The sequence below is a fragment of the Erythrobacter sanguineus genome (genome assembly GCF_900143235.1).
GTDB lineage: Bacteria > Pseudomonadota > Alphaproteobacteria > Sphingomonadales > Sphingomonadaceae > Erythrobacter > Erythrobacter sanguineus.
Genome location: NZ_FRDF01000001.1, coordinates 46135 through 62430, shown reverse-complemented (window position 1 = coordinate 62430; position 16296 = coordinate 46135). Strand labels below are relative to the sequence as shown.

The 16296-nt window shown below is 65.4% G+C and carries 16 protein-coding genes; 10 read left to right on the top strand and 6 right to left on the bottom strand.

All coding sequences use genetic code 11. From position 1 onward, the window contains the following. The first annotated feature begins 67 nt into the window (after window positions 1-67). Complete coding sequence (locus tag BUA05_RS00300; protein ID WP_084662382.1) at window positions 68-2281, top strand: putative bifunctional diguanylate cyclase/phosphodiesterase; 2214 nt, start codon at window positions 68-70, stop codon at window positions 2279-2281. 73 nt (window positions 2282-2354) lie between these two features. Here the strand turns inward: BUA05_RS00300 and queF are convergent, their stop codons facing one another. Next, complete coding sequence (gene queF / locus BUA05_RS00295; RefSeq protein ID WP_072672673.1) at window positions 2355-2828, bottom strand: preQ(1) synthase; 474 nt, start codon at window positions 2826-2828, stop codon at window positions 2355-2357. 123 nt (window positions 2829-2951) lie between these two features. On the opposite strand from queF, the gene BUA05_RS00290 reads away from it, so the two are divergent. From BUA05_RS00290 to BUA05_RS00250, 9 genes are all read left to right on the top strand, one after another. Next, a complete protein-coding gene (locus BUA05_RS00290; RefSeq protein ID WP_143150221.1) occupies window positions 2952-3962 on the top strand; it encodes a hypothetical protein in 1011 nt (336 codons plus the stop codon). A 49-nt stretch (window positions 3963-4011) separates the two neighbouring features. Then, window positions 4012-4869, top strand: a complete 858-nt coding sequence (locus BUA05_RS00285) for a sulfurtransferase (RefSeq protein ID WP_072672671.1) — start codon at window positions 4012-4014, stop codon at window positions 4867-4869. Continuing rightward, the gene (metC, locus tag BUA05_RS00280) at window positions 4866-6062 is read left to right on the top strand and encodes a cystathionine beta-lyase (protein WP_072672670.1); all 1197 of its coding nucleotides are present in this window, start codon (window positions 4866-4868) and stop codon (window positions 6060-6062) included. The genes BUA05_RS00285 and metC overlap by 4 nt, the downstream gene beginning before the upstream one ends. Further along, window positions 6059-7162, top strand: a complete 1104-nt coding sequence (locus BUA05_RS00275; RefSeq protein ID WP_245790029.1) for a mechanosensitive ion channel family protein — start codon at window positions 6059-6061, stop codon at window positions 7160-7162. Before metC ends, BUA05_RS00275 begins: the two co-directional genes overlap by 4 nt. Window positions 7163-7291: 129 nt before the next feature. Then, window positions 7292-8107: a uroporphyrinogen-III C-methyltransferase gene (gene cobA / locus BUA05_RS00270; RefSeq protein WP_072672669.1), complete on the top strand. Its 816-nt coding sequence runs from the start codon at window positions 7292-7294 to the stop codon at window positions 8105-8107. Further along, window positions 8104-8403, top strand: coding sequence for a DUF2849 domain-containing protein (locus tag BUA05_RS00265; protein ID WP_072672668.1), 300 nt, complete (start codon window positions 8104-8106; stop codon window positions 8401-8403). The genes cobA and BUA05_RS00265 overlap by 4 nt, the downstream gene beginning before the upstream one ends. Then, window positions 8403-10031, top strand: a complete 1629-nt coding sequence (locus tag BUA05_RS00260) for a nitrite/sulfite reductase (RefSeq protein ID WP_072672667.1) — start codon at window positions 8403-8405, stop codon at window positions 10029-10031. Before BUA05_RS00265 ends, BUA05_RS00260 begins: the two co-directional genes overlap by 1 nt. Window positions 10032-10120: 89 nt before the next feature. Further along, window positions 10121-10588, top strand: a complete 468-nt coding sequence (locus BUA05_RS00255) for a DUF934 domain-containing protein (protein ID WP_072672851.1) — start codon at window positions 10121-10123, stop codon at window positions 10586-10588. Next, window positions 10578-11354 carry a phosphoadenylyl-sulfate reductase gene (locus BUA05_RS00250; protein ID WP_072672666.1) on the top strand — a complete coding sequence of 259 codons (777 nt, stop codon included), beginning with the start codon at window positions 10578-10580 and terminating at the stop codon, window positions 11352-11354. The genes BUA05_RS00255 and BUA05_RS00250 overlap by 11 nt, the downstream gene beginning before the upstream one ends. Window positions 11355-11619: 265 nt before the next feature. On the opposite strand, the gene BUA05_RS00245 is transcribed toward BUA05_RS00250, so the two are convergent. From BUA05_RS00245 to BUA05_RS00225, 5 genes are all read right to left on the bottom strand, one after another. Further along, window positions 11620-12534 (bottom strand): NAD-dependent epimerase/dehydratase family protein, encoded by a 915-nt coding sequence (locus BUA05_RS00245; protein WP_072672665.1) that lies wholly within the window; start codon window positions 12532-12534, stop codon window positions 11620-11622. After that, window positions 12531-13664, bottom strand: a complete 1134-nt coding sequence (proB, locus tag BUA05_RS00240) for a glutamate 5-kinase (RefSeq protein ID WP_072672664.1) — start codon at window positions 13662-13664, stop codon at window positions 12531-12533. Before proB ends, BUA05_RS00245 begins: the two co-directional genes overlap by 4 nt. Before the next feature lie 71 nt (window positions 13665-13735). Continuing rightward, entirely contained in the window at window positions 13736-14812 is a 1077-nt protein-coding gene (gene obgE / locus BUA05_RS00235; RefSeq protein WP_072672663.1) for a GTPase ObgE, read from the bottom strand. Between the two features lie 46 nt (window positions 14813-14858). Further along, on the bottom strand, window positions 14859-15773 hold the full coding sequence (locus tag BUA05_RS00230; RefSeq protein WP_072672662.1) for an ABC transporter substrate-binding protein: 915 nt from the start codon (window positions 15771-15773) through the stop codon (window positions 14859-14861). Then, window positions 15770-16288 (bottom strand): hypothetical protein, encoded by a 519-nt coding sequence (locus tag BUA05_RS00225; RefSeq protein ID WP_072672661.1) that lies wholly within the window; start codon window positions 16286-16288, stop codon window positions 15770-15772. Before BUA05_RS00225 ends, BUA05_RS00230 begins: the two co-directional genes overlap by 4 nt. Window positions 16289-16296 lie beyond the last annotated feature (8 nt).

The following is a 16296-nucleotide window of genomic DNA, read 5'->3' as shown; positions in this document are numbered from 1 at the left end:
GAAAGACCGGGCGGAAGAACCTGCGCGGTGCGGGTTCGGCGGCGGGATGCGCAGGCAAGGACAAACTATGCCATTGGGCTTTCTTAAATCTGTCAAGCAAAAGGCCTCGACGTCGCGCCCGACCAGCGCCAATGCGTCGTCTGTCGACCAACCGCCGGTTCTGCCGGGCCGCACCACGGTGCTCAGCGATGTCGAGGAACTCGGCATCGGCATGTTCTGGGCGACCGACAGCGAAGGACGCCTGACTTTTCTTTCGCAGCGGGCGCTCGATGATCTCGGGATCGCGGGGCAGGACCTGATCGGCAAGGGGCTGATCAAGGTATTCGGCGACGTCGAGCCAGAACCCGGCGCCCCGCAGCAGCGCGCGCTTGGCTTCAAGCTCAAAGCCCATTCGAAAATCGAGGAACATGTGGTCGCGATCACCACGCCAAGGGGCCGCGGGGGAGAGCCCGGGATACGCTGGTGGCGGCTCAACGGGCGACCGCTGGCCGATCCTTCGGGCAAGTTTTTGGGCTATCGCGGCAGCGCGGTCGATATCTCCAGCCAGTACGCGCATGAAATGCAGGTCGCGCGGCAATCGCAGGTCGATGAACTGACCGGACTGACCAACCGCCGCAAGCTTGGCGAACAGTTGACTGCGACGCTGGCGGCCTTTCGCAACAGCCAGCGCAGCTGCGCGCTGATGATGCTCGACCTTGATCGCTTCAAGCATGTCAACGACACCATGGGCCATCCGGCAGGCGATGCGTTGCTGAAGCAGGTGGCAGAGCGGCTGCAGAGCATCGTCAAGGACAGCGGCGAAGTGGGACGTCTGGGCGGCGACGAATTTCAGGTGCTGCTGCCCGACATGGACGATCGCGGCGCGTTGGGGGAGCTGGCAAACCGCATTGTCCAGTCGCTGTCGCAACCCTACCAGATCAACGGACGCCGGGCGATTATCGGCACCTCGGTCGGCATCGCCATCGCGCCCTATGACGGGGTGGAAGCCGACGAACTGGCCCGGGCCGCCGACATGGCGCTCTATGCCGCCAAGGAAGGGCGCGGCGGCACATTCTGTTTCTTCACCACCGAACTGAGCGATGCCGCCTCCAAGTCGGCCAGACTGGGCGAACGGTTGCGCGATGCGGTGGACAGGGGGGATCTCAAGCTCGCCTATCAGCCGCTGGTCGACCCGGTCAGCAACGAGGTGAAATGTTTCGAGGCCTTGCTGCGCTGGCATGACGAGGACGAAGGCTACATTTCGCCTGCCGAATTCATCCCGGTTGCAGAAACCGACGATCTGATCGTCAGGATCGGGGATATGGCCCTGCGGCAGGCCTGCAGCGACGCGACGCAGTGGCCCGAAACGATCCGGGTCGCGGTCAATGTTTCGGCCAAGCAGTTCGTGCGTCCCGGTTTCCGCAAGTCCGTGGCCGCAGCGCTGTCAGCCTCGGGTCTTGCTCCGTCACGGCTTGAACTGGAGATTACCGAAAGCGTGTTCGTGGGCGACCTTGAAGCGGTGGACGCCATCTTCCGGGAGCTGAAGGGAATCGGGGTGCGGTTGGCGCTCGACGATTTCGGCACCGGCTATTCCTCGCTCGCCTATCTCAAGCATGGCCATTTCGACAAGATCAAGATCGACCAGAGCTTTGTGCGCGGCTGTACCGAGAATGGCGACATCAACCCGGCGATCATCAGCGCGATTGTCGCGCTGGCCAAGGCGCTTGGGATGGAGACCGTGGCCGAGGGCGTCGAAGCGATGGACGAGCTCAAGCTGGTCAGGGAACGCGGCGCGGACCTGGTGCAGGGCTATGTCTATTCACCGGCGATCGACCATGAGCAACTTCTGGCCCGGGTTTCGGACGGCACCATGAAGGTCTCGCCCAGCGGCCCACCGCGCCATCGCGCAGAACGCATCTCGATCTTCCGCAAGGTTGGCCTGATCCATGAAGATCACTATTACGACGTGATCCTGCGCAACCTGTCAAAGACCGGCGCGCGGATCAACGGTCTGGCAGGCGTGCCGATGGGCACCGACGTGGTGCTGGACCTCGGCCATGGCCAACTGGTGGTGAGCAAGGTGGCGAACGCAACCGAAAACAGCCAAGGCCTACAATTCGAGACCGCGCTGATCAGCGATGGCAGCGGCGGGTTCATGACCCGTCATCGCATCTCGCCCTATTCGCTGGCCGAAGCGGGCATTCCGCTGGCGGCGCTGGGTGCGGGAGCCTTCCCCCTGGCCAAGTGGCGCGAAGGGCACAAGAGCGCACCGGCCTTCGTTCAGCTCGACCTCAGCGTGTGACCCGGAGGGATGTTTCGCGTGAAACATCCACTAACGCCCGCTGGCAAGGGTCTGGAAGGGGTCTGGAAGGGGTCTAGCCGCGGCCGCGATAGGGGGCCACGCCCTGATCGGGCAGCCACAGGTCCGCGGGGGGCGCGCCGGACTGCCAGAACACATCGATCGGGATGCCCCCGCGCGGATACCAGTAGCCACCGATCCTGAGCCAATGCGGGCGCATTTCCTCGAACAGGCGCACCCCGATCCCCACCGTCACATCCTCGTGAAAGCCGTTGTGATTGCGGAATGAACCGAGAAACAGCTTCAGGCTCTTGCTCTCGACGATGGTATCGCCCGGCACGTAATCGATCACCAGATGCGCGAAATCGGGCTGGCTGGTGACCGGGCACAGCGACGTGAACTCGGGCGCGACAAAGCGCACCAGATAGGTCAGGCCGGGGCGGGGATTGGGCACGTAGTCGAGCCGCGCTTCCTCGGGCGAAACCGGCAAGGGCGTGTCCTTGCCGAGGAATTGCGGGGCGACAGAGGGGGTGTCGGGTGTGGTGTTCATGCCGCGCTGTTGCCTTGAATGGGGGATGGACGCAAGCACACAACTGGACGCGGCATCGCGCCGATCCCTATGTGGCATGACAAAGCTTGCGATGATACACTCCGGCACCCCGAACCGATCACGATGACCCGCGCCCAGACCTTTGTCCTTCACCTGCCTGCCGTGCGCCGTGCGCCCGTTCTGGCTATCGTCATGGCTATCGTCATGGTGGGGCCGCTGACGGCGCAGCAGCAACCAGCCAGCGACACGCCCCCCGAAGTTTTGCCCGAAACTGCGCCGGAATCTGGCCCGGAATCTGGGCCGGAACCTGCTCCGCCCCGGCTGCAAACGCCAACAATGGCGCCCGAACCCGCACCCGTGCCGGAACCAGCGCCTCTGGTCGAAACGCCCGCCGAACCGGCGGCGCAGACCGCAGCTGAATCGGGCCAACCGGCGTCACCAGCAAGCCCTGCCCCCGAACCCACAGCGCCCGCAAGCGCGCCTTCCGATCCGGTGGGTGAGCCGGTTTTCGGATGGGTCTGGCTGGCCGCAGCAGCCGCGCTGCTGGCGGGGCTGATCGCGGGGGTCGGGCTATGGCGGCGGCGCAAGCCCAAGGTGCTGCACCTCGCGGCGCCGCCGCCGATAGCCGAGGATGGCGAACAGCCTGCCCTGCCCCGGCTCGACCTTGCGCTCGATATCACCGCGGCGACCCGCAGCGTGATGATGTTCATGATCCAGTATCGCCTGACCATCACCAACCGCACAGACCGGGCGGTGAGCGATCTTGCGGTCGCGGTGCAACTGACAAGTGCGCAGCGCGAGGTCAGCAATGCCGCGCCGCTGGCCGCTGCGCGCAGCCTTGCCCGGGTCGAACGAATCGGCCCGCATCAGGGCCGCAGCATCACCGGAGAAGTGCAGCTCCCCCTCGCCGCCATCAACCCGATCATGCAGGGCAAGACGGCGCTGTTCATTCCGCTGGTGCACGTGACGCTGGAAGGCGAAGGGCAGCAGGCGCTGGCCCGCAGCTTCGTGGTCGGCGGCGCTGGCGATACCGAGGGCCGCGTCCGCCCGCTGCCGCTCGACATTCCGCCCGGCTCGGTGGCCGGGCTGAGGGCGCGCGCGATCGAAGCCCCGCACACCGCCCGGTCCGGGTAATCACCCGCTGCCCTTGGCGGCGCGGCGCTGCCACGCTAGGCCCTGCGGCATGACCGAAACTTTCCCGAGCCTTGTTTCGACCGATTGGCTGGCGGCGCATCTGGGCGATCCCGGACTGGCCGTGCTGGATGCCTCGCGCCACCTGCCCGCCGCCCGGCGCGACCCCCGGGCCGAATTCGCCGCTGCGCATATTCCGGGTGCGCGCTTCCTCGATCTCGCTGCGCTGGTAGACGAGACATCCGCAACGCCGCAGGCCCTGCCCCGGCCCTCGCAACTGGCCGACATGCTCGCCATGCTTGGCGTGGCACCAGGTAGCCGCATCGTCCTGTATGATGACAGCGCCGTGCGCACCGCGGCGCGGGGGTGGTTCATGCTCACCGCCTGCGGGTGGCGCAATGTCGCAATCCTCGATGGCGGACTGGCCAAGTGGCGGGCCGAGGGACGTGCGCTTGAAAGCGGAAGGCCAGATACCACCCCCGGCGATCGCGCGGCCCTCGCCCCGCCGCAGGGCGTGCGCAGCAAGGCCGACATGCTCGCCAATCTTCAGACACATGCCGAGCAGGTGGTCGATGCCCGCGGCGCTGACCGGGTGTTCGGCACCGGGATCGATCCTGTCCATGGCGGCCCGATGGGGCGCATTCCGGGCAGTCTCAACGTCCCCTACTCCGCGCTGTTCGGCACGGACGGAACCTACAAGCCTCCGCATGATCTGCATGCAGCCTTCGTGGACGCCGGGGTCGATCTTGACCGCCCCGTCACCACCACCTGCGGCAGCGGCGTGACCGCCAGCGTGCTGCTGTTCGCGATGCACCTTCTCGGCAAGCATGACACCGCGCTTTACGATGGCAGCTGGAGCGAATGGGGCGCCGATCCCGCCACGCCCAAGGCCCAGGGGCCCGGAACATGAGCGGCGGCGGCGACAAGCACTTGAAGCCCGCCACCAAGCTGGTGCGCGGCGGACGGCGGCCCGAATGGACCGGCCCGGTCGTCAACCCGCCGGTATGGCGCGCATCGACCCACCTTTACGAAAAGGATGCGGATCGTCAGGCGGCGGGCGGCAATAACAACGACGGGCAGTTCTTCTACGGCCGCCGCGGTTCGCCGACCCAGTGGGCGCTGGCCGAGGCCTTGACCCAGCTGGAACCGGGCGCGGCTGGCACGGTGCTCTATCCCAGCGGGGTCGCCGCCATCGCGGGGGGCCTGCTGGCAGTGCTCAAACCCGGCGACCGGCTGCTGATGGCCGACAATGCCTATGATCCTTCACGCAGCATGGCCACCGGCCTGCTCAAGCGACTGGGCGTGACGACCACGTTTTTCGACCCGCTCGATCTGGATGCCTATCGCACGCTGTTTGCCGAACCGGTGCGCGCCGTGTGGCTGGAAAGCCCCGGGAGCCTGACCTTCGAGGTGTGCGATGTCCCGGCGCTGGCCGCGATCGCGCGTGACCATGGCGCGGTCAGCCTGATCGACAATACCTGGGCCAGCCCGCTGGGCTTTGCCGCGCTGTCCCATGGTTGCGACATCACGATGATGAGCCTTTCCAAGCATGTTGGCGGCCATTCCGACTTGATGATGGGCTCCGCCAGCGCGGGCGAGCGCTGGTACCGCGCACTGCGCCGCACTGCGCAGGATCTGGGGCAGGTGGTTTCGCCCGATGATGCCGCGCTGGCGGCGCGGGGCCTCAGGACGATGGGCCTGCGGCTCGAAGCGCAGACCCGTTCCGCGCTGAAAATCGCACAATGGCTTGAAGCCCAGCCGCAGGTCGCGCGCGTGCTGAGCCCGTTGCTGCCATCCGATCCGGGCCACGCGCTGTGGCGACGCGATTTCACCGGCGGCTGCGGCCTGTTCGGCTTCGTGCTGGCAAGCGCGGACCGCACGGCGGCGGCAAGGGTGGTCGATGCGCTTCAACTGTTCGGCATCGGCTATAGCTGGGGCGGCTATGAAAGCCTTGCGCTGGTCACCACCCCGCAGGATCATCGGACTGTAATGCCCAGCCCTGACACGGCCGGCCCTGCAATCCGCCTTGCCATCGGGCTGGAGGACGCGGACGACCTGATCGCCGATCTTGCCGAGGCGCTCGCCGGGAAGGAGACTCCATGATCATCGCCGCCGTCTCCCAGTCCGCCTCCCAGGCCATCATGCCGGACAGCGATGCGGATCCCGCCGCCGCCGAAGCGACACCTTCGCCCACGCCCGACCCGTCACCTTCACCTTCACCCCAGCCTGCCGCGACCGAGCCGGTCGAAGCGGTCGAAGCCGCCGACAAGCTGAGGGAAGGCGTAGCCGCGCAAAGCCAGACGGCCGGGGCGTTCCTCGAACAGCTCGATGGAATCGCGGTCGAAGTCGGACAGATCCGCGTGTCGCTGTTCGATTCGCTGCTGGTGGTCGCGGTCATCCTGCTGACCATCGCCGCCGCGATACTGCTGAACCGCCTCGGGCGCCGGGTGATCCGCAGCGTCGACCGGTTCGACAGCACCCAGAAGCTGCTGTCGGAAAAGATCCTGTCGATCATCATCTGGGCCGCCGCCTTCTTCATCGGGATTGACCTGCTCGGTATCGATCTGACCGCGCTCGCTTTTTTCGGCGGCGCCTTTGGCCTTGCGATCGGCTTCGGCTTGCAGAAAACCTTCGGCAACCTGATCGCCGGGATCATCCTGCTGATGGACAAGTCGATCAAGCCCGGCGACGTCATCGCGGTGGCTGACATGGCTGGCAACCAGACCTTCGGCCAGATCCGCAAGATCGGCATCCGGGCCGTATCGGTCACCACCCGTGACGAACGCGAATACCTGATTCCCAACGAAAACCTGATGATAAATCAGGTCGAAAACTGGTCCTACTCCTCCAAGAAGGTGCGGATGCAGGTGCATGTCGGGGTCAGCTATAATGCCGATATGGACCTCGCCGAGGAACTGATGCTCAAGGCCGCGACGCAGGCACAGCGCGTGCTCAACACGCCCCCGCCAACGGTGTGGATGAGCGAGTATGGCGACAACTCGGTCAATTTCACCATCCATTGCTGGATCGTCGATCCCGAAGAAGGGGTCGGCAATGTCCGCAGCGCGGTGCTCAAGAACCTGTGGTGGCTGTTCAAGGAACACGGGATCGAGATCCCGTTCCCGCAACGCGACATCAACCTGCGCGACAATGCGCAGGTTCAGGCGCTAATCGCGGCGCTTGATCGCGACGGGTCACGCTAACGCATGGAGCAGCCACTGTGCCGGTTCGCCCCGGCGAAGCGCCAACAGCCAAGGCGCAATAGTTCCGCTTGTGACAAGGCAAAGCATTCTCGCTGGCACGGGCGGGCGGCTTGGCCCATCTGCCCGGTCATGCAGCAGACTGGCACCATTTTTCTCGTCGGCGCAGGGCCGGGTCCGGCAGACCTGCTGACCTTGCGCGCCGCCCGCCTGATCGAGCGCGCCGAAGTCATCGTGCATGATGGGCTGGTCGGTCCCGATATCCTCGCCCTCGCCCGTCCGGATGCGCGGCTGATCTCGGTCGCCAAGCAACGCGCGCGCCACACCCTGCCGCAGGATGATATCAATGCGCTGCTGGTGCGCGAAGCCTTGGCCGGCCGTGATGTCGTGCGGCTGAAGGGCGGCGATCCGTTTATCTTCGGGCGCGGCGGCGAGGAGGCCGAGGCTGCGCGCGCGGCGGGCGTTCCGGTCAATATCGTCCCCGGCATCAGCGCCGCCAATGGCGCAGCTGCGGCAAGCGGCATTGCGCTGACCCACCGCGACGCGTCGAGCATCGTCAGCTTTGTCGCCGGGCAGTGCAAGGGGCTCGCCGAACAGGACTGGTCGGGCCTTGCGGGCAAGGGGCGCACGCTGGTGATCTACATGGGCGTGTCCACCGCGCCGCAGATTGCCGATAAGCTGATGGCCGATGGCCTTGCACCCGACATGCCCATCGCCGTGATCGAGAACGCCGCCCGCCCGGAAATGCGGGTGCTGCGCGGATTGCTCGCGGGCCTGCCCGATCTGGTCGCGCGTGAGGCGGTCAAGAGCCCCGCGCTGATCGTGATCGGCGAAGTGACCGCACGCCTCCAGCGTCATCCTGACGCAAGTCAGGATCGGGTCGAGCTTGGTGCCTTGTTGGCAGCGGTCCCGGGTCAAGCCCGGGATGACGGAGTTATCGGACGATGAAAATCCTTACCGGCAATGACCTGCGTTCGGGTGCGGTAACATGGTGGAACGGCACCGGCTGGTCGCTGTTCGTCGATGATGCCGTTGATGTGGGCGACGAGGTTGAAGAAATCCTCGCCCGCGAAGTCGCCACGCGCCGCGTCAACGTGCCTTACGCGATCGAAGCCAGCATCGACGCAAGCGGCCATGTGCGGCCTGCACATATCAAGGACCGGGTGCGTGCACTCGGCCCGACCGTGCGGCGCGATCTTGCCGTGCCGACTGCCGACAAGACCGGCTGGGACTGGGTGATCTGATGTATCAATACGACCAATATGACCAAGCCATGGTCGATGCGCGGGTGGAAGAATTCCGCGATCAGGCCCGCCGCCGACTTGAAGGCAAGCTGACCGAGGACCAGTTCAAGCCGCTGCGGCTGATGAACGGCCTCTACCTCCAGCTTCATGCCTATATGCTGCGCGTGGCGATCCCCTATGGCACGCTCAACGCGCGCCAGATGGAGACGCTGGCCGACATCGCCGAGAAATATGATCGCGGCTATGGTCATTTCACCACCCGCCAGAACATCCAGTACAACTGGATCAAGCTGGAGGATGCCGCCGATATCCTCGCCGACCTCGCCAAGGTCGAGATGCACGCGATCCAGACCAGCGGCAATTGCATCCGCAACATCAGTAGCGATCACTTTGCAGGCGCGGCCGCCGATGAGGTGGTGGACCCCCGCCCTTATGCCGAACTGCTGCGCCAGTGGTCGAGCTTTCACCCCGAATTCACCTATCTGCCGCGCAAGTTCAAGATCGCGGTGATTGCTTCGGCAAATGACCGCGCAGCGATGCGGCTGCACGATATCGGCATCCGGATCGTTTCGCGTGAGGGAAAAATCGGCGCGGAATTCTACGCCGGGGGCGGCATGGGGCGCACCCCGATGATAGCGCCCATGATCCGCGACTTCGTGCCGCTGGATCAACTGATCACCTATGCCGAGGCCGCATTGCGGGTCTACAACCGCTATGGTCGGCGCGACAACAAGTACAAGGCGCGGATCAAGATCCTCGTCCATGAACTGGGCGCAGCGGAATATACCCGCCAGGTCGAGGAAGAATTCGCCCATATGCTGAGCGTGGGGGTGGAACCGCCGCTTGCCGAGCTGGAGCGCATCCGGACCCATTTCAGCGATCCGGCATTCGTCGATGGCCCCAAGACGATCGACCGTTCCAACCCCGATTTCGCCTTGTGGGTGGATCGCAACACCCATCGCCACAAGCATGATGCCCATGTTTCCGCCGTCATCAGCCTGAAGCCGGTTGGCGGCATTCCCGGCGATGCGACCGCCGACCAGATGCGGCTGGTGGCACGGCTCGCGAAGCAATACAGCTTTGACGAACTGCGCGTGATGCACACCCAGAACCTGTTGCTGCCGCATGTCCGCATTGCCGATCTTCACGCCCTGTGGAGTGCACTCGACGCAGCGGGCCTCGGTGCGCCCAACACGGACACGATCGAGGATATCATCGCCTGCCCCGGGCTGGATTACTGCAGCTTGGCCAATGCCCGCTCGATCCCGCTTGCCCAGCGCATTTCGGAACGCTTCGCACAGGCGGGCCGCACCGAAGTGGTGGGCGAATTGAAGCTGAAAATCTCCGGCTGCATCAATGCCTGCGGTCACCACCACGCGGGCCATATCGGCATCCTTGGCGTCGACAAGAAAGGCACCGAGAATTACCAGCTTTCATTGGGCGGGTCGGAGGCCGAGGACGTCAGCCTCGCCAAGATCACCGGCCCCGGCTTTGACGAGGACGGCGTAATCGCCGCGGTCGAGAAGGTCACCGACGTCTACCTCGCCACCCGCGCCGATGGCGAGCGCTTCCTCGACACCTATCGCCGCATCGGCATGGAGCCGTTCAAGGAGGCATTGTATGGTTGAAACCGGCCTCAGGACCGCCGCCCGCACGACGATGGTTCTACTTTTCAACAACATGGCCGCAGGCAACAATGGCCTGCAAGGAGGCCGAAATGGCGGATAATCTCGGCACGTCGCCCGACGAGGTGCAGTTCCGCTTTCGCGATGACGAACCCGTCGATCACGGCACGGTAACGGTCGATGCCGCGCTCGATCAGACCAACGCGACCGCCGTTCGTATCGAACCGGGCGATGATGCGCGGGCGTTGCTGCCCTTTCTTGAACGGCTGGCGCTGGTCGAGGTCAATTTCCCGGCCTTTGGCGACGGGCGCGGATATTCCTCCGCCCGGATCCTGCGCGAAGCGGGCTATGTTGGCGAATTGCGCGCGGTGGGCGATGTGCTGATCGATCAATTGAACCACATGCGCCGCTGCGGCTTTGATAGCTTCGCCCCCGACAACCGCCTCGATGAAGAAGACGCGCTGCGCGCCTTTGCCACCTGGGACAATGTCTATCAGCGGGCCGCAGATCCCGGTCAGTCTGGGCGCCGCACCATCGCAGAGCAGCGCCATGAAGCCTGAAGCGACCAAGACGACAGGCGATCGCACCCGCGATGCGCTCGACCTCGCGCCGCGTTTTACCGAGCATGACGCCTTGCGGCTCAACCGCATGTTCCGCGGTTCTTCGACGCAGGAAATGCTCGAAGCGGTGATCAGGGGCGATCTGGCGGGCGATCTGGCCGTGGTTTCCAGCTTCGGGGCCGAAAGCGCGGTGCTGCTGCATCTGGTTGCCAGCGTCGACCCCGCGATCCCCGTGCTGTTCCTCGACACAGGCAAGCATTTTGCCGAAACCATGGCCTATCGCGACACGCTGGCGCGCCGGCTGGGCCTCAATCTGGTGGTGCTGACCCCTGATGCCGATGATCTGGCGAAGCGGGACGAAAACGGCCTCAGGTGGTCCTTTGACCCCGATGGTTGCTGCGACCTGCGCAAGGTCAAACCGCTCGAAAAGGCGCTGGCAAGCTATGATGCCAGCTTTACCGGGCGCAAGGCGTTCCAGTCGTCGACCCGTGCCAACCTGCCGCGCTTCGAGGTCGATACCTCGGACACGCAGGGGCGGCTGAAAATCAACCCGCTGATCGATTGGTCGGCGGGCGATATCAACGCCTGGTTCGAAGCTCATGATCTGCCGCGCCACCCGCTGATCGCAGCGGGCTATCCCTCGATCGGCTGTTCGCCCTGCACCACGCAGGTCGCACCCGGAGAAGACCCGCGTTCGGGCCGGTGGAAAGGCTGGGACAAGACCGAATGCGGTATCCACAAGCCGGGCGAGGAGCCGTTCCTCTAGGCCGTGCGCGCTCCTGCGAAAGCACGATCCCAAGGGCCGCGCGAGAAATCCTGCTGTCGCAGGAAATCCTGATCACGGCATTCTGGAGCGGCTTCTGCCGATTCTGAGCCATCCCGACGGAGCCGATTTTGGTCTACTGCAAGAAGGCGAAGCGCAGGAATATGTCGATATTTCCAGCTTCGCTGACGCGGCAGTGGGCCAAAAGCGGCCCGCCCCGCAGAGATTGCAGGGCAATCGGGATGGCTCAGAATCGGCGGAAACCGCTCTAAAGCCACCCTTCGCGCCGGTACCATTCGGCGGTGGCCTTCAGACCATCCTCGCCTGCGATGACCGGTTGCCAGATGCCCGGCGGTACCTTGCGATCAAAGCGCGACACCCAGTTGGGGTGGCACATATAACCAACCCGGTCGGCGGTGAGCCTGGCCTCGTTACCGCGCAGCAGCCGGTCGGCGCCGGCGGCGGCATCGAGCACTGCGCGCGGCAGGTGCGGAGCGAAGACGCCCCGCCTGCCCACCGCACGGCCGATTGCCTGTGCCAGTTCCTTGTGACCCCACCCGCCTTCGCGCCCATCGTCAGGCTCGTAGATCTGCTTGCGCATGGGTGCAGCATTGCTTGTCATGGCGATCAGCAGATCGGCAAGATCGGCAGCATGGATGATGGATGTCGCTCCGCCCGGCGGCAGCGGCACCACGCCCCATTTCGCGGCGCGGAACAGGTCGAGCATGTCGACATCGCGCGGCCCATAAACCGCTGGCGGTCGCACCATCGTCCAGTCGAGCCCGCTGGCTTCAACCACGGTCTCAGCGCGGGCCTTGGAGGCGCCATAGGCCGACAGCTTCGGTTCACGCGCGGAAAGCGAGGAGACGAAGACCAGCCGCCGCGCGCCGCCCGATCGCATCGCCTCAACCACCCGCGCCGTGCCGGTGACATTGGCGCCTTCGAACTGCGCCGGGTCAGGCGTGTTGGTGAGCCCCGCGATATGCACCACCGCATCCGCGCCCGCGCACAAGGCTTTCAGCGCAAGCCCGTCGGCCAGATCTCCGCGCATCCATTCGACACCTTCGCGCGGCGCCTGATCGCGCCGCGCCAGCGCGCGCACGTCATGCCCCGCTGCCAAGGCCGCATCCAGCACCGCGCTGCCGACAAAGCCGGTCGCCCCGGTGATCGCCAACAGGCTCACAGCAGCACCAGGTGATCCCGGTGAATCACGCAGGCGCGCGGCAGGTGGCCAAGCCGTTCTGCCACTTCGTCACTGCGCAATCCCTTGATCGCATCGCATTCGTCCCAGTCATATTCGATCATGCCCTTGGCGATCATCTTGCCATCCGGCCCTTCAACCTTGATCACATCGCCGCGCTCGAACTCGCCAAAGACCCCGATGATTCCGGCCGCGAGGATGCTCTTGCCGTCATGCAGCGCGGTGACGCAGCCTTGATCGACCCGGATCGAACCGTTGAAGCGAAGGCGCCCTCCGATCCAGCTTTTCCACGCATTATCATCGCGCTTGGGCAGGAACAGGGTGCCCCGGTTGGCGGCCATTGCACAGGCAATCGGCAGGTCGTCCACCCCCTTGATGATGGCCAGCGCAATGCCCGCGCGCTCGGCAATCTCGGCGGCAAGAAGTTTCGAGGTCATCCCGCCCGAACCCTTGCCCGAAGACGACTTGCCGCTTGCCATCTGGTGGATTTCCTCGGTCACGCCGCGCACTTCGGGCAGGAATTCGGCCTCGGGGTGAGCGGGATCACGATCATACAGGCCCTCGACATCAGTCAGCAACAGAATGCCTTGCGCCGAGGCGGCCTGCGCCACCCGGGCGGCCAGCCGGTCATTATCGCCGAAGCGGATCTCGGATGTGGCGATCGAATCATTCTCGTTGATGATCGGCACCGCCCCGCGCGCAAGCAATTCGCGCAGCGTCTCCGAAGCGTTGAGATAGCGCCTGCGTCCTTCGAGATCGTCAAGCGTCAACAGCATCTGTCCGGCAACAAGACCATGTTCGGCCAGCAGCTGCGCCCAGGTGGCGATCAGGAACACCTGCCCGACCGAGGCCGCCGCCTGCGCATGGGCAAGCGACTCACGCCCGCCGCCCGGCAGGCCCAGCATCGCGGCGCCAAGCGCCACCGAACCTGAACACACGACGATAATTTCCTGCCCGCGTTCGCGCGCACCGGCGACCTCGCTGGCCACGCTGCGCAGCCAGTCGTGGCGCAGTTCGCCATCACCATGGACAAGCAGCGCCGATCCCAGCTTGATGACAAGGCGCGGGCATTTTTCGATATCGCGGAAGTCGAGCAGATTCTCGATTTTCATGGGTATCCCCGGGTGTTTCTCGTGTTGGTGCGGCGATCACCACACGCCATCGCGCGTCACTCAGCCGCGCGTCAGAGCGGTGACCACTCGCCCGCGCCACCGTCCTTTTCGTCCACGTCCTCGACGGCGGCAGCCTTGGTTTCGGTGGACGTGCGATCCGGTAGATAAGCGAGCACGGCGTCAAGAAGTTCCGGAATGCCAGCCCCGGTCGCGCCCGACACGGCGAAGACCTTGTCGGCGCCGGCAGCAAGCAGTTCCTCGCGGAAGCCTTCGACCAGTTCCGCATCGGCCAGATCGAGCTTGTTGAGCGCCACCAACCGCGGCTTGTGTTCCAGGTCGGCCCCGTAGGCCGCGAGCTCTTCCTCGACGACGCGCATGGCTTCGGCGGGATCGGCATCCTCGGTGCCGGTGATGTCGACCAGATGGATCAACACCCGGCAACGTTCGATATGGCCGAGGAAACGGTCCCCGATCCCTGCGCCTTCAGCCGCGCCTTCGATCAGGCCGGGAATGTCGGCCAGCACGAATTCGCGGCCCTTGTGGCGCACCACGCCGAGCTTTGGCACCAGCGTGGTGAAGGCATAATCCCCGACCTTGGCCTGGGCATTGCTGACCGCGTTGATGAAGGTTGATTTGCCGGCATTGGGCAGGCCGACAAGGCCCACGTCGGCAAGCAGTTTAAGCCGCAGCCACACCCACAGCTCTTCGCCTGGCAGGCCCGGCTGGTGCTGCCGCGGAGCGCGGTTGGTCGAGGTTTTGTAGGACGCATTGCCGCGCCCGCCCATCCCGCCTTCAAGGAACACGATCCGCTGGCCGACTTCGGTGAAATCGGCGAGCACCTCTTCCTTGTCGTCCGACAGGATCTGCGTGCCGACCGGCACCTTGATGACTAGCGGCTTGGCCGATGCACCGGTGCGGTCCTTGCCCATGCCGTGGCCGCCGCGCGGGGCCTTGAAATGCTGGGTATAGCGGAAATCGATCAGGGTGTTGAGGCCGGGGACGGCTTCGAACACGATATCGCCGCCGCGCCCGCCATTGCCGCCGTCAGGGCCGCCGTATTCCACGTACATCTCACGCCGGAAGCTGACGGCCCCGGGGCCACCTCCGCCGGACTTCAGATAGATCTTGGCTTGGTCGAGGAAATGCATGAGCGCCGCTTAGGCAATTCCGCGCCCAAAGGCGAGCCTTTGCGCATTACAACTGCGCGATGAAAGGAGCGAGGTGATCCGGCACGGCGTCAGGTGAGTGGAGAATGGCGGCCAGGACCGCTGCGGATTCGACCAGCCGGGGGCCGGGGCGGTTGAACAGATGGTGGCCATCCACCGCAAACACCCTTGCTTCGCGCACCGCGCGCAGGCCCCGCCATGCCGGGCTGGCCAGCAGCGTACGCGCCTCGGGCAGGGTCTGGGCAAGCTGATAGCCACACGGCATCAACGCGATCACATCGGGATCAGCGGCCTCCACGGCCCCGGCCTCGATCCAGTGCGAATGCACACCGCGCGCGGCCAGCAGCGGCTTGCCGCCTGCCGCCGTCACCAGTTCGGGCACCCAGTTGCCCGCGACCATCAGCGGATCAATCCACTCGACCGCCAGCAAGCTTGGGGCGCGGCCAGCGGGCGGCGCCAGCGCGGCGAGACCCGCGCGCATCGCCTCCGCGGCAGGCGCGGCACGGTCTGGCACGCCGGCCGCTTCGGCCACCCGCGCAAGATCGCCCAGCACGTCAGCCAGATCGTCCGGCGCGAGCGAGACCAGCCGGGGCGGCGTGCCGACCCATTGGGCCAGCGCCTCTTCAAGATCTCCGGGCGTCACCGCGCAGACGGCGCACTGCGCCTGCGTCAGGATGACATCGGGCCTGAGCGCGCGCAGCAGCGCGGCGTCGACATCATAGACCGACAGGCCGTTTTCGACGATGGCCTTCACCCGGTCCTCGATCGCGCGCGACGACAGGCCCTTTTCAAGCTTGGTCGAGGTGCAAACCGGCAGCTGCGCGACAGAGGGCGGGAAGTCGCATTCATGCGAGCGCCCGACCAGATTGCCCTCCAGCCCCAGCGCCACCGCGATTTCGGTGGCGCTGGGGAGCAGGGAGACGATCCGCAAATCCGCGCTCATGGCGTCTTTGCCGATGCCGCAAGGGCCACGGTGCGCTCAAGCACCTGCCAGCCGAGCCACAGCCCGGCGAACCACAGCGCATCATTGATCGCCACCAGCGCGACAATGCCGGGCGCGAACATGGCAAGGTCGCCAAAGGCCAGCGCATAGGCAAAAATGCTCAACTCAAAGGCGGCAAAGCCAGCAAGGAAGGCCAGCAGCGGCCCGCCTCCGCTTGCCACCCGTCGCGCGGCGACGCAGGCGGCAAGGCTGCCCGCCAGCAGTGACAGCCCGGCGGCGAAAGTCGGCGCGTCCCTCGCAAAGCCCATGACGCCAAAGCCCAGCACCTGATTGCCGAGCCAGCACAGCACCAACGCCAGCAGCGCACGCCGTATCGGTAAAGCCAGTACGGCGATGGTGGCAATGGCGGCAAACGGCATCATGCAAGCAAGCACCAGCGTACCGCTCAGCGTGGTTGCGGCCAGCACCGCTGGCAGCGCGCGCTGCGCGGGTGAGTTGGATTGATCTGTCATCATGTGTCCTC

Excerpts from the sequence above, each read along its gene's own strand:
- BUA05_RS00300 (WP_084662382.1), top strand. The coding sequence starts at position 68 with ATGCCATTGGGCTTTCTTAAATCTGTCAAGCAAAAGGCCTCGACGTCG.
- queF (WP_072672673.1), bottom strand. The coding sequence starts at position 2,828 with ATGAACACCACACCCGACACCCCCTCTGTCGCCCCGCAATTCCTCGGC.
- BUA05_RS00290 (WP_143150221.1), top strand. The coding sequence starts at position 2,952 with ATGACCCGCGCCCAGACCTTTGTCCTTCACCTGCCTGCCGTGCGCCGT.
- BUA05_RS00285 (WP_072672671.1), top strand. The coding sequence starts at position 4,012 with ATGACCGAAACTTTCCCGAGCCTTGTTTCGACCGATTGGCTGGCGGCG.
- metC (WP_072672670.1), top strand. The coding sequence starts at position 4,866 with ATGAGCGGCGGCGGCGACAAGCACTTGAAGCCCGCCACCAAGCTGGTG.
- BUA05_RS00275 (WP_245790029.1), top strand. The coding sequence starts at position 6,059 with ATGATCATCGCCGCCGTCTCCCAGTCCGCCTCCCAGGCCATCATGCCG.
- cobA (WP_072672669.1), top strand. The coding sequence starts at position 7,292 with ATGCAGCAGACTGGCACCATTTTTCTCGTCGGCGCAGGGCCGGGTCCG.
- BUA05_RS00265 (WP_072672668.1), top strand. The coding sequence starts at position 8,104 with ATGAAAATCCTTACCGGCAATGACCTGCGTTCGGGTGCGGTAACATGG.
- BUA05_RS00260 (WP_072672667.1), top strand. The coding sequence starts at position 8,403 with ATGTATCAATACGACCAATATGACCAAGCCATGGTCGATGCGCGGGTG.
- BUA05_RS00255 (WP_072672851.1), top strand. The coding sequence starts at position 10,121 with ATGGCGGATAATCTCGGCACGTCGCCCGACGAGGTGCAGTTCCGCTTT.
- BUA05_RS00250 (WP_072672666.1), top strand. The coding sequence starts at position 10,578 with ATGAAGCCTGAAGCGACCAAGACGACAGGCGATCGCACCCGCGATGCG.
- proB (WP_072672664.1), bottom strand. The coding sequence starts at position 13,664 with ATGAAAATCGAGAATCTGCTCGACTTCCGCGATATCGAAAAATGCCCG.
- obgE (WP_072672663.1), bottom strand. The coding sequence starts at position 14,812 with ATGCATTTCCTCGACCAAGCCAAGATCTATCTGAAGTCCGGCGGAGGT.
- BUA05_RS00230 (WP_072672662.1), bottom strand. The coding sequence starts at position 15,773 with ATGAGCGCGGATTTGCGGATCGTCTCCCTGCTCCCCAGCGCCACCGAA.
- BUA05_RS00225 (WP_072672661.1), bottom strand. The coding sequence starts at position 16,288 with ATGATGACAGATCAATCCAACTCACCCGCGCAGCGCGCGCTGCCAGCG.